Origin of the sequence: Caballeronia eucalypticola, from assembly GCF_047608185.1 — a bacterium.
In the GTDB taxonomy this organism is placed as follows: Bacteria; Pseudomonadota; Gammaproteobacteria; order Burkholderiales; family Burkholderiaceae; genus Caballeronia.
This window is the reverse complement of the sequence record NZ_JBLKRU010000007.1, coordinates 162,128-175,394: the sequence shown is the minus strand read 5'-3', so window position 1 is coordinate 175,394 and position 13,267 is coordinate 162,128. Positions and strand designations below refer to the sequence as shown.

Genomic DNA, 13,267 nt, shown 5'->3' with positions numbered 1-13,267 from the left:
TGATAAGACGCGCAAAAGCAGGGCAACACATTCGGGCCGATATGCTCGTCAAGTACATCAAATGAAATTCAACTTTCGACCCTTCCGACTCTTCCGGAAATCGCGCACCGCTCACTCGGCCGTCGCCATTGCATTGAACGTTTTCCTGGCTCCTTCCGTCTATGCAGCGACCAGCAGTTTTGTCATCCGGGACATACAGATCGAGGGCCTGAAGCGCATTGAGCCCAGCTCGGTCTTCGCCTACGTCCCGCTCAAGCGAGGCGATGTCTTCTCAGACGACAAAGCGTCCGAAACCATCCGCGCTCTCTACGCAACCGGTTTCTTCGACGACGTTCAGGTCGAGACGCTAGGGAATGTGGTCATTGTGAAAGTACAGGAGCGCGCTGCTGTCTCGTCAATCGACTTTGCAGGCATCCACGAGTTCGACAAGGACAACCTCACCAAAGCATTGCACTCAGTCGGCTTGTCGCAAGGCAGCACATACGACAAGGCGCTTGTCAGCAAAGCCGAACAGGAACTGAAACGCCAATACCTGACACGCGGTTATTACGCCGCCAAGGTGAGCACCACGGTCACGCCGATCGACCGCAACCGGGTATCCATCCTGTTCTCGGTCACCGAAGGTCCAAGCGCGAAAATTCGCCAGATCAACTTCATGGGCAATCAGGTTGTCAGCTCGGCGACACTGCTCGACGAAATGCAGTTATCGACGCCAAACTGGTTTTCCTGGTACACGAAGAACGACCTCTACGCGAAAGACAAGCTAACGGGCGATCTGGAAAAGGTGCGCTCGTATTACCTGGACCGCGGCTATCTGGAGTTCAACATTGACTCCACGCAAGTGTCGATCTCGCCCGACAAGAAAGACATGTACCTGACCGTCACTATTCATGAGGGCGAGCCGTACACTATTTCAAGCATCCGGCTAGGTGGCAACTTGCTCGATCGCAACGCCGAGCTGCAAAAGCTGGTGTTGATTCACGCGGGCGAACGTTTCTCGGCCGAAAAATTACAGGCCACGACCCAGGGACTGGTAGACAAGCTAGGAGAGTATGGCTATGCGTTCGCACAGGTCAACGCCCAGCCGGAGATCGATCAGTTTCATCACACGGTCGCGTTGACATTGCAGGTCGATCCGGGGCGCCGCGTATATGTGCGCCGCGTGAACATTGAAGGCAACACCCGGACGCGCGACGAAGTGATACGCCGCGAAATGCGCCAGATTGAAAGCTCATGGTTCGACAGCAGCCGGCTAAAGCTCTCGAAGGAACGGATTGATCGGCTAGGCTACTTTACGAACACCGAGGTCACCACGGTGCCGGTTCCGGGCACCACCGACGAGGTCGATGTAGACGTGAAGGTGGAAGAGAAACCAACGGGCGCGATCACGCTGGGCGCAGGCTATGACTCGAGCGACAAGGTCGTGTTGTCCGCGGGCGTATCGCAAGACAACGTGTTTGGCTCTGGAACAACGCTCGCACTAAACGTGAATACGGCAGCGACGTACCGGACCCTGTCTGTCACGCAAACCGATCCGTACTTTACGATCGATGGCATCAAGCGCATCACCGACATGTACTACCGGACCACCTACCCGCTTTACAACTTTAGCGACACGAGTTTTCGCATTACGTCGGTCGGCGCGGATATGAAGTTCGGCATACCGTTCTCCGAGTCGGACGTGGTTTATTTTGGCGCCGGCTTCGAGCAGGACCGGTTCAACACGGACTCGACCACGCCGCAAAGCTACCTGGATTATGTTGCCGAGTTCGGTCGCGTGGTGAACAACGTCCCGGTCACGGTGGGCTGGTCGCACGACGCACGCGACAGTGCGCTGATCCCGAGCAAAGGCTATTTCCTCCAGGCCAACGGAGAGCTTGGAACACCAGCAGGAAATACCCAGTACTACAAATCAGATGTTCAGGCTCAGTACTATTACACGCCGGCCCGGGGTTTCATTTTCGGCATGAACTTCCAGGCGGGCTATGGCCACGGCATAAGCGGCGACGCCTACCCCATCTTCAAGAACTACTATGACGGCGGGATTGGATCGGTGCGGGGCTACGAGTCCGGTTCGCTCGGACCTCGCGACGCTACGACCGGCGATCCTATCGGCGGGTCGAAAATGATCGTCGGCAATATAGAAATGACTTTCCCGCTACCCGGTACGGGTTACGACCGTACCCTGCGCGCCTTTACTTTTGTCGACGGCGGCAACGTCTGGGGCAACGAGGGCGACAGCGTGGGTGCCAATGGCCTGCGATACAGCTATGGCGCGGGACTTGAGTGGATCTCCCCTATCGGACCGCTCAAGCTGGACTTCGGTTTGCCGATCGTGCGGCACGCGGGAGACCAATACCAGAAATTCCAGTTCCAGATTGGCACGTCGTTCTAGCCCGTGCAGTCAGCAGACACGCTCATCGGGCTCACGCCGCGCGTGCGCCATATCGCCGTCGCAGTGGCGATCGCCATGTCTCTCGCACCCGCGCCCGCGCTCGCGCAACTCAGTGGCGCCGCAGCACGGTCTGAACCCATCGATCCGCCGTGGGGCCTTCGACTCGCTCCTGAAATGGCCGAGCATCCGATACCGCCAAACACGTCTACCGCCGTATTTGGAATAGGCGATGCGGCAGACGGCGACGAGGACCGCGACCTGTCGCTCAAGGGTCACGGAGAGCTTCGGCGCAGCGCGGCTATTGTCAAAGGCGACGCCGTTCATTACGACATCGACCGCAACGTGACCGATGCATACGGTCACGTGCGCATAGTCGATAACTACGATGTCTTTGCCGGCCCCGAAGCCCATCTGCAGGTCGAGGCCGACGAAGGCACCATGACCACCCCGACCTATCACTTCAACCTGACAGGCGGTTCGGGGAGTGCCGATAGCATCGATCTGATCGATAACGAACGTTCAGTCGTGCATCACGGCACCTACACCGCATGTCAATGCGAAACCGACCCGGCCTGGTACCTCAAGGCAGCAAGTTTCGACATGGACCAGGGGTCGAACGAAGGCATTGCTCACAACGGCGTGTTGTTCTTCCAGGGCGTGCCCATTTTTGCAAGTCCGTGGTTGTCGTTTCCACTGTCCAGCGCTCGTCAAAGCGGCTTTCTTCCGCCAACTTTCTCGCTGAGTTCGACGAATGGATTCGACCTCACAGTACCGTATTATTTCAACATTGCGCCGAACTACGACCTGACTGTAACGCCGCGCTACATGTCCAAACGCGGCGCGATGCTGACAACAAATTACCGCTATCTATCGCCGGCCTATTCTGGTTCAGTGACGATTGCTTATTTACCCGACGACGCGCTGACCAAGACGAACCGTTATTCGATCAACGTCACGCACAACCAAAATTTTGGCGGTGGCTTGGCAGCGTATGTTAACTATTCGAAGGTGTCGGACGTCAACGTGACCACGGACCTTAACTCGAATACCGCGTCGCTGGTCAATGGGCAGGACATCTTCCAGCAAGAGGCGGGCGTGACCTACAACAACGGTCCATGGTCGGTGCTGGCGCGGGAACAGCGTTGGCAATCGTTCAGCACCGCGCCGCCCTACAATCGTGCGCCTGAACTGGACGTCAAATACAATCAGTACAACATGGGCGGATTTGATTTCGGCGCCGAGGCTGACGTCACGCGCTTCACCATTTCCACGGCCGACTCCACGGAAGGCAGCCGATTTACATTCAATCCCTACGTCAGTTATCCGCTATCCGGTCCGGGATGGTTCGTCACGCCAAAGGTTCAGTGGCACTACGTGGCTTACGACCTGTCGTCAATCGGAAGCACCGCCCCAACGGGCCAGCCGAACAGCTTCTCGTTCAATGTGCCCACACTCAGCCTGGACTCAGGCCTCGTGTTCGAACGCAGCATTCGTCTGTTTGGAACGGACTATATCCAGACGCTGGAACCTCGGCTCTACTACGTCTATACGCCGTATCGGAACCAGACGTTCGCACCGGTCTTCGACACCGGCGAGGAGGACTTTGGACTGGCCCAGATCTTCACCGACAACACCTTCGTTGGCGGCGATCGGGTTGCCGACCTGAACCGTTTGACGGCCGCCATTACAACCCGCTTCATCAATCAGGCGACGGGCGATGAACGGGCCCGCTTCGTGGTCGCGCAAGAATACTATTTCACCAACCCGCAAGTGGTCCTGGAGCCGGGCGAATCCGTGACCGACGTGCGCGGAAGCGACGTCATTGTCGGGGCCTCACTGAAGATAGGCCCGGGCCTCACGACCGAGCAAGCGGTGCAATACGACGAGCAACGCAACCAGCTGGATCAGGGCACCTCCGGCTTCACCTGGAAACCGGGAGATCGGGAAGTAGTCAGTCTTGCTTATCGATATACCCGCGCCGATGAGGACCTGGAAAACGAAGCGGAAAACCAGATCGTGACATCCGGTCAATGGCCGCTGACCAGAAAGCTCTACGCGGTCGGGCAGGCCAATTACGACATGGTTGCGCATCGTCTGGTGGCGGGGTTGCTCGGCATTCAGTACGACGCCGATTGCTGGTCGCTCAGCTTCGCGGTGCAGAAATACACGAATATAGCGACCTCGACGACCACGGCCAGCAGCGCTACCCGCGTCCTGTTGCAGCTTCAACTCAAGGGTCTGACGAAGATCGATAACGGGCTGTCCGAGCAATTTAAAGCGAGCATTCCCGGCTATACGCCATTGCCTTCACCGCCCGAACCAGAGTCGCGATTCTCGAATTATGAATGACAACGCTGTTAGATCGCTCGTGCGTGCACATCGGCGTGGATGGAAGGGTTTAAAATCGTCGTTGGCAAAGTCGAATCCAGCAAGCAGGAGCAAACGATGAACAAGGCATTAAAAGGCATACATCACGCCGCAGCAGACGGCTACGCCACCACGACCACTGCGGAAACCTATGTCCGCGGCCGGCCTGATTACCCGCCTGAGATCGCGGACTGGTTGCGTGATCAGCTCGGGCTTCGCGCTGGAACAACCGTCGTGGATCTCGGCGCGGGCACCGGAAAATTTACGCCGCGGTTGATCGGCACGGGCGCCAGGGTGATCGCGGTCGAACCCGTCGCCGTGATGCTCGGGAAGCTGTCCGCAGCGCTTCCGCAAGTGGAGACGCACGCGGGCACAGCTGACTCAATCCCGCTTCCCGATGCATCGGTTGATGCAGTGGTGTGCGCGCAATCATTCCATTGGTTCTCGACGCACGCTGCGCTGGCGGAAATACTTCGGGTCTTGAAACCGGGCGGCAAGCTCGGTCTGATCTGGAACCTAAGGGACGCCGGCGTGCCGTGGGTCGCCCGGCTCGACGCGATCGTGAATCGAGTGGAAGGCGATACCCCGCGTTATTACACCGGCGCCTGGCGAGCCGCGTTTCCACACGAAGGCTTTGGCGCGCTCAATGAACACCATTTCAGCATCGGTCATACGGGGTCGCCGGAGGACGTAATCGTGAACCGCGTGCGCTCCACCAGCTTTATTGCGGCGCTCGCCGCGGACGCGCGCGAGAAGATCGACAGCGAAGTCAGGGCGCTGATCGCCGCTGAACCACTGCTCGCGGATAAAGACGTGGTCACGGTTCCTTACGAGACTGCGGCGTTTTATGTCGAGAAGCTCGCACGCTAAACGGCGATCAGGAATGAGGAGTGCTCCGTCGTAGCCGTGCCTTGCACACGCGCGGCACTTCTCTGTCACAGTGGAGGCCTGCATGCCAGCTCCACTCACTGACGACTCGATCTCCATGACTCTCGGCAATAACGGCGTTTCTCCCGCACTCGAATGTCGCGGCTTGAGCAAGGCATACGGCGCTGGCCGGGTGTTACTGGCAAACCTCGATTTCTCGCTTGATCCCGGGGAATTCGTTGCGATCATGGGTGACTCGGGTGTCGGCAAGTCGACGCTTCTGAACCTGATCGCGGGCCTCGATCAAGCCGACAGCGGCGAAGTGCTGATCGACGGCGCGGCAATCTCCAATCTCGACGATAACGCCGCCACTCGCCTCCGGCGTCAAAAACTCGGCTTCGTGTTCCAGGCGTTTCACGTCCTGCCGCATCTCACGCTGGTTCAAAATGTCGCGCTTCCGCTATTGCTCAACGACACGTCACCCGCTCGTGCGCTCGACTTGCTTGAAGCGGTCGGCCTGGGCGGACGCGGCGATGATTTCCCGCGACAGCTATCGGGTGGAGAATTGCAGCGCGTTGCCATCGCCCGTGCGCTCGTGCATCGGCCCACGTTGATCCTGGCCGACGAACCCACCGGTAACCTCGATCCGGAAACCGCGCAAGAGGTGCTCTCGCTGTTCCGTGCGGAGATCAAGGCGAACGGCGCCGCAGCCATCATGGTCACGCACTCCATCGCGGCAGCAGCGAGCGCGGACAGGATACTTATTCTGAGCGAGCATGGGTTGCACGCCGCGCAACCGGCGCAGTCCGTCGGTGAACGCTCGTGAGTCAGCTTGTGACGGAACCCTCCCGGCGGATCGCCGGTGGCCAGCTCCTCGCGCGCTGGCTGCTCGGTGCGGAGTGGCGCAGTCATCCGGCTCGCGCAATAGTCGCGATCGCAACCATTGCGCTAGGCGTGGCGCTCGGCTATGCCGTGCAACTCATCAACAGTGCCGCGTTCAACGAGTTTTCCGCAGCCGCCAAGAGCCTTTCCGGCGAGGCCGACTTGCAAGTCCGTGGCGCTCAGCCCACCTTCGATGAAAACTGGTACCCGCGTCTCGCGACAACACCGGGCGTGGCGCTCGCCAGCCCCGTTCTGGATCTGGACGTAACCGTGCCCGGGCAGACCGCTGCGTTGAAAGTGCTTGGCATCGATGTCCTCAGGGCGAGCCGCATCGCGCCCGAACTGATCGGCGTGCCAGCTGCGCAGCGTCCTCTCGATACCCTTTCCGACGATGCCATCTTCCTCTCATCCGCTGCGCAGCAGTGGCTTCACGCGACGCCCGGCGAATATATCGGGCTCCTTAGCGGTACATCGACAGTACGTTTCCGGGTAGCCGGCGGCCTGGTCAGGACGCGCCCTGGACAACGGGTCGCGGTAATGGATATCGCCGCCGCCCAGTGGCGTTTCGGACTCGAAGGGAAACTCTCTCGCATCGACTTGCAACTGCAACGCGGCGTCGACCGGGATCGCTTCAAACGCGAGTTGCAGGAGCGGCTTGGCAACCAACTGGTCGTAGCCGAAACACGCGACGATGAAAACCGCACCGACCGCCTCTCTCGCGCTTACCGCATCAACATGAATGTGCTCGCGCTGGTGGCGCTTTTCACCGGCGCATTTCTCGTGTTCTCGACGCAAGCGTTAGCGGTCGTCCGCCGCCGCGCGCAGTTCGCGATGCTTCGCGTACTGGGCTATACACGCCGCCAGCTTCTACGCCAGATATTGATGGAAGGCGCGCTTCTTGGTGTGTTTGGCTCCGTGCTCGGCCTCGTGCTGGGCTACGTGCTGTCGAGCATCGCGCTGCGTTTCTTCGGCAGCGACCTGGGCGGCGGCTACTTTCCGGGCGTGCAGCCTCATGTCAGTTTCGAGCCCGTTGCAAGCGCCATCTTTCTTGCGCTGGGTATCGGCGTATCCGTGCTGGGCAGTCTCGTGCCGGCGCTGGAAGCGGCGCGCGCACGGCCGGCGGCGACGCTCAAAGCAGGCAGCGAAGAAGGCGCGCTAGCGCGGCTGGCAACGCCGTGGCCGGCCGTGATTTGCCTCGTGATGGCAGGCATCCTGGCGCTCCTGCCGCCGTTATTCGATGTCCCTATCCTCGGTTATCTAGCCGTTGCGTTGCTTTTGGTTGGTGGTATTGCGTTGATGCCGCGTTGCACGGCGATTGTGTTCACTGCACTGAGCCGATGGCATACAAAACGCCGGACACGCGCCGTCACGACGCTGGCGCTTGCCCGCCTCGCCAATGCACCCGGCCAGGCATCCATCGCCATGGGCGGCGTTCTGTCGAGCTTTGCGCTGATCGTCGCGATGGCCATCATGGTCGCGAGCTTCCGCGTGTCCGTCGATGAATGGCTGACGCATCTTTTGTCGGCCGACCTGTACGTTCGAGTCGCCGCCAATGGCGACACTGCGAGCCTGAGTCCCGGCGAACAAACAGCGATCGCCACGACGCCTGGCGTCAAGGGTGCCGCGTTCACTCGCGCATCGCACCTCACGCTCGACCCCGCGCGCCCCGCGGTGGCCGTGCTCGCGCGTGACATCGATGCAGCCGATCCCGGCGGCGTCATGCAGATGACCGGCCCCGTGCTCCCGCCATCCGCCCTGCACGATGGCGAGACGCCCATATGGGTATCGGAAGCGATGGTCGACTTGTATCAATACAAGCTGGGGCAAAGACTCAAGTTGTCGATCGGCACTCACGGCGAAACCTTCGTCGTATCTGGCATATGGCGTGACTACGTGCGCCAAACGGGCGCGATCCAGTTGCGGCTGCCAGACTACCGGCGCCTCACCGGCGACACAGGCGCCACCGATGCCGCAATCACGGTCGACCCCGGTGCAAACGTGGAAAGCGTCATTGCGAATTTGCGCAAATTGCCCTTCAGCGCCGCGATGCAGTTCGCTGAACCCGGCGATATCCGTGCGCGAACGCTGACCATTTTCGACCGGAGTTTCGCGGTGACCTATCTGCTGGAAGCGGTGGCCATTGTGATCGGACTGTTCGGCGTCGCGGCAACGTTCTCAGCGCAGACACTCGCTCGTGCACGCGAGTTCGGCATGTTGCGGCACGTCGGCGTAACGCGTCGTCAGGTGCTCGAGATCCTCGCGGCGGAAGCCGGCATGCTAACGGCGCTCGGCATTGCCGTGGGCTTTATCCTGGGCTGGGCAATCAGCCTGATCCTGGTCTTTGTGGTTAATCCACAGTCATTCCACTGGAGCATGTCGATGCATATTCCATGGCATGTGGTGAGCACCGTGGCGCTCGTCATGCTGATCTCGTCATGTGCAACAGCGGTGGTCGCAGGACGCAACGCGGTATCTCTCGATGCCGTGCGCGCAGTGAAGGAGGACTGGTAATGCGCGGCCTCCCAAGCGCCTTGAATCATGCTCGGCGATACGCCTTGATCGCAGGTGCTTGCTGCGTGTTCAGCACGCCTTCCATGGCGATGGAATTCGCCACAGTCACCGAAAATCATCCGCTTGTCTTCTCGCAAGACACGGGCGCGCATCCGGCCTTTCGCACTGAGTGGTGGTACGCAACGGGTTGGCTCAATCAACCGGATGGCAAACCGCTTGGTTTCCAGATCACGTTCTTTCGCTCGGCCACGGGACACGATCCCGCTGACCCGAGTGCGTTCGCGCCGTCGCAGTTGATCATCGCTCATGCGGCGCTTAGTGATCCTTCATTGGGTCGGCTCGTTCACGATCAGAAGATTGCGCGTCAGGGCTTTGGCCTCGCTTATGCGAAGACCGATAACAGCGATGTCAAGCTCGACGCCTGGCAACTCGTGCGCGCAGCCGATGGTCACTACACCGTCACGGTGAATGCCGCCGATTTCACGCTGGACCTGTCGCTCATGCCAACTCAGGCACCGCTGCTGCAGGGCGATAAAGGTTACTCGCGCAAAGGTCCGCTGGCGGCGCAAGCGAGTTACTACTACAGCGAGCCGCAACTGCGCGTGAGCGGCAAGGTCACGCGCGCTTCCAACACGAACGGCAAGGCCGGGCTGAGCACGGCAGTGACCGGATCGGCGTGGCTGGATCACGAATGGTCGAGCACGGTACTTAGCAGCGATGCCACGGGATGGGATTGGCTAGGCGCCAATTTATCGGACGGATCGGCACTGATGGCTTTCAAGGTGCGCGGACAAAACGGCGGAGCAGTCTGGTCACACGCAACGCTTCGCGATGCAAGCGGGCACGTGACTGCATTCGAAGGGGACCAAGTCGACTTCACGCCGCGCAAGACGTGGCGCTCGCCTCGCACGGGTACGTCTTACCCGGTATCGGAGACGGTCAGGACTGGCGCGCTTACGTGGCAGCTCGATCCATTGATGGAAGATCAGGAGCTCGACTCCAGCCAGTCGACTGGCGCGGTGTATTGGGAGGGAGCGGTACGAGTGAGTCGTGACGGTAAAGCCTTAGGTCACGGTTATCTGGAATTGACGGGATATGGGAAGGCGCTGAAGCTGGAACGATAACCACGCTCATCGCATAGCGCAGTTTTTTAAAAAACATATGACAAGGTCATGACGTTACGCAGACTTTAACAGTCTGCGTAATACCGCTGGCACGTCTGATTACCTCGCGAAACATCAACTCTTCGCACAGGCGTGCCAGCGGTCGCCACGAAGGCGACGCAAACGCACCGGAGCTTAGCCCTTCAAGCTGTCCGGCACCTTCCCGCCATTGGCTGCAAGCTGTGCCATCACGGCTTTCTGCAACCAGATGTTCATCGATGCGGAGTCGTTAGTGTCGCCCGAATAATGCAACTCGCCAGCCAGCTCTTTGCGGGCAGAGAGGCTGCTGTCGAGGCCGAGCAACTTCATCAGGTCAACAATCGATGTCTTCCAGTTCAATTGCTCCGACGTATTCGCCTGCATGGCAGTCAGGACTGCTTCGACATCCACCGGCTCTGCTGCAGCCACGGCCGGTGCCGGAGCAGCGGCGGGCGCCGTGGTTGGGTCTGCTTCAGGCGCCACAGGTGCTGTCACAGCGGGGTGGCTTGAAGGGAAAATCTTGCTCAGGATCGTGCCAAAAATGCTCATGATATTTATCCCTTGGTCGACGTAGTTGAAGACGTTGTAAAGCGACGTTGTGAAATGACGTAATAAAGCAGCGCGTTCGCTGCTTCGTGAAGTCGCCGTGCAAGACACGTTCCCGAAACATTCATGCTATGTCGCAAGTCCGGCGCACGGCGTCCAGGGACATTGTAGGCGATCGATTGTCTCGAAAATGCCCTGACGTGGAGAAGCCGTAACACGAACAGGATACTGTTCCCGCAACGCACGTAGAACGCTGCATTCGTTTCCACTAAATGCATAACGTTGGACGATCATCCTTGCAGTCCGGGAAACGAAGTTCATTCATGCGATCATTCGCTCACTGCAATCGCCTCCTCCATTCGCCAACCCATGACAACAAAACGCCAGGTTGACTCCGCTCGCTTCGTACACGGCTCAACCTTGCGGCATGTCGTGGTCATGGCAGGAACCGGGGCGATCGGATTGATGGCCGTGTTCGCGGTCGACCTGGCCAATCTTTTTTATGTATCGCTGCTGGGCGATACATCGGTGGCTGCGGCCGTCGGGTTCGCCGGGACCATCAACTTCTTTCACACCGCCATTTCCATCGGCATGACCATCGGTGTCAGCGCGACAGTCGCGCGGCTGCTCGGTGCGGGACAGCGGACTAAAGCGCGGCAAGTGGCATCGGCGAGTCTCGTGCTGATGATTGTCATCACGCTCGTACTGAGCGCCCTCACGCTGCTCTTTCTCGACCCGATCCTCAACGCGCTCGGCGCGGCCGGCGAAACGCGCGTGCTGACGCGCAGCTTCCTGTTGATCACCGCGCCCACGTACGTGTTCCTCGCTATCGGCATGTGCACGGCCGCCCTGATGCGTTCTGTCGGCGATGCCCACCGGGCAATGAGCGTCACGCTGACCGCAGCCGTCGTGACCGCGATCCTTGACCCTATCCTGATCTTCGGTTTCCATCTCGGGCTGACGGGCGCGGCCATATCGAACGATATTGCGCGTGTCGCGCTCGCGCTCGTTGGCCTCTATGGCGCGACCCGGGTCAACGACCTCATTGCCCGCGTCCGCTTTGCACGCTTGTGGTCCAACAGCCAGCCGGTCATGAAGGTGGCGCTCCCCGCCGTGCTGACCAACCTCGCCACGCCTGTCGCCAGTGCATACGTAACGCATGCAATGGCCAGTTTTGGTGCTGCCGCCGTGGCGGGGCAAGCGACCATCGACCGCATCACGCCTGTGGCCTTCGCGGTGATCTATGCGCTGACCGGCGCGGTCGGTCCGATCATCGCGCAGAACCTTGGAGCAGGCCGAGCGGACCGGATTCGCGAAACGGTTCGCAACAGCCTGGTGTTCGTACTGCTGACGGTCGTGGTTGCGTGGATCGTGCTGGCGCTCGCTCAGGGTGGCCTGATCCGCGCGTTCTCGGCTCGCGGCGACACCGCCGTCATCATCACGGCATTCTGTTCGTGGCTGGTCGCGAGCTATGCGTTCGTCGGTTGCCAGTTCGTGGCGAATGCGACCTTCAACAATCTTGATCGGCCGTTGTTATCGACGCTGTTCAACTGGGGGCGTGCGACCATCGGCACGGTGCCGTTTGTTGCGGCCGGGATGCGCCATGGACCGGTCGGCGTAATGATCGGACAGGCCGCCGGTAATGCAATTTTCGGCACGATGGCCATGCTGGTTGCGTATATCGTGGTCAAGCGTTTGCCAATGGGCGATTGCGCCGCGCTGGCGAGTAAAGGCAGCAACCAGCTTGAGCAGTCGTCGGTTAATGTCCCTGCCGCGGCCGTGGGAAATACCATGGCGCCGGACGTGGAGTTAAAGGAACTGCCCGTGCAAGGTAGCTAGAGGCGCTTAGACCCTTGTTAAACGCTCTGCCGCTAAGCCTTCTCTTATTGGCGTTATCACGCCCTATTTTCTTTAGCGAATTCCGCTAAGTTCAGTGCGCCTGATTGTTCGATTTGTGTGGATTAACAATTCCCCTCTATCGGTACAATATTTCGATAGTCCGCGCATATACTCCATTCCATCGACGCAGCGCACCAAACAGCAAGACCGCTGCGTAGCCCATGAATGAAGTACTAATATGCATCGGAGCACATCATGAACAAGACCCTTATTGCATCGTTGTTAGTCGCCGTATCTGCCGCCTTTGCAGCACCCGCGTTTGCCAGCAGCGGTTATGGCCCGGCGCCTTCGTACAACCCGCAAGTCGGCGCACCGTCTTCGCAACGTGGCCAAAGCGCGCAGACCATCGCAGCAGAAAGTGCGGCGAATAACCCTGACGCAAGGGCTTATGGCGGCGTGCGTAGCACCACGACACAATCCGGTGAACGGGATCAAGCCAACAACACACGTTCGCTCTTCTCGCATAACTGATCGAGGTTGAAGTTTAAAACGTGGCAGGAAGCCGATGCCCGGCGAACTCAGATTCGCCGGGCATCGGTGTTTGTGGAGATGACGGATCTTGCTGACATGCAAGATGTGGACGCAGGCTATAGCACTTTGATGCATAGTTAATAGATGACGACTTAACCAACGTGTCGCCGTTTCCGTCCACCAAGAA

At 59.5% G+C, this 13,267-nt stretch carries 8 protein-coding genes and 1 pseudogene; 8 read left to right on the top strand and 1 reads right to left on the bottom strand.

The features are described from left to right. Positions 1-178: 178 nt before the first annotated feature. The 6 genes and pseudogenes from bamA to ACMX25_RS11130 form a co-directional block, all read left to right on the top strand. A pseudogene (bamA, locus tag ACMX25_RS11155) lies at positions 179-2,395 on the top strand (outer membrane protein assembly factor BamA); the annotation flags it as partial. A gap of 75 nt (positions 2,396-2,470) precedes the next feature. Beyond that, entirely contained in the window at positions 2,471-4,744 is a 2,274-nt protein-coding gene (locus tag ACMX25_RS11150; protein WP_414949971.1) for an LPS-assembly protein LptD, read from the top strand. Between the two features lie 96 nt (positions 4,745-4,840). Next, positions 4,841-5,632: a class I SAM-dependent methyltransferase gene (locus ACMX25_RS11145; protein ID WP_414949861.1), complete on the top strand. Its 792-nt coding sequence runs from the start codon at positions 4,841-4,843 to the stop codon at positions 5,630-5,632. Positions 5,633-5,747: 115 nt separating this feature from the next. Continuing rightward, entirely contained in the window at positions 5,748-6,455 is a 708-nt protein-coding gene (locus ACMX25_RS11140; protein ID WP_414949970.1) for an ABC transporter ATP-binding protein, read from the top strand. Next, the gene (locus ACMX25_RS11135; RefSeq protein WP_414949860.1) at positions 6,452-9,022 is read left to right on the top strand and encodes an FtsX-like permease family protein; all 2,571 of its coding nucleotides are present in this window, start codon (positions 6,452-6,454) and stop codon (positions 9,020-9,022) included. The genes ACMX25_RS11140 and ACMX25_RS11135 overlap by 4 nt, the downstream gene beginning before the upstream one ends. A gap of 83 nt (positions 9,023-9,105) precedes the next feature. After that, positions 9,106-10,146 carry a lipocalin-like domain-containing protein gene (locus ACMX25_RS11130; protein WP_414949969.1) on the top strand — a complete coding sequence of 347 codons (1,041 nt, stop codon included), beginning with the start codon at positions 9,106-9,108 and terminating at the stop codon, positions 10,144-10,146. A 174-nt stretch (positions 10,147-10,320) separates the two neighbouring features. On the opposite strand, the gene ACMX25_RS11125 is transcribed toward ACMX25_RS11130, so the two are convergent. Beyond that, the gene (locus tag ACMX25_RS11125) at positions 10,321-10,713 is read right to left on the bottom strand and encodes a DUF3597 domain-containing protein (RefSeq protein WP_414949858.1); all 393 of its coding nucleotides are present in this window, start codon (positions 10,711-10,713) and stop codon (positions 10,321-10,323) included. 366 nt (positions 10,714-11,079) lie between these two features. Here ACMX25_RS11125 and ACMX25_RS11120 point away from each other — a divergent pair, with 366 nt between their 5' ends. Both ACMX25_RS11120 and ACMX25_RS11115 read left to right on the top strand, forming a co-directional pair. After that, the gene (locus tag ACMX25_RS11120; protein ID WP_414949857.1) at positions 11,080-12,549 is read left to right on the top strand and encodes an MATE family efflux transporter; all 1,470 of its coding nucleotides are present in this window, start codon (positions 11,080-11,082) and stop codon (positions 12,547-12,549) included. Positions 12,550-12,804: 255 nt separating this feature from the next. Then, positions 12,805-13,080 carry a hypothetical protein gene (locus tag ACMX25_RS11115; protein ID WP_414949855.1) on the top strand — a complete coding sequence of 92 codons (276 nt, stop codon included), beginning with the start codon at positions 12,805-12,807 and terminating at the stop codon, positions 13,078-13,080. Positions 13,081-13,267: the final 187 nt, after the last annotated feature.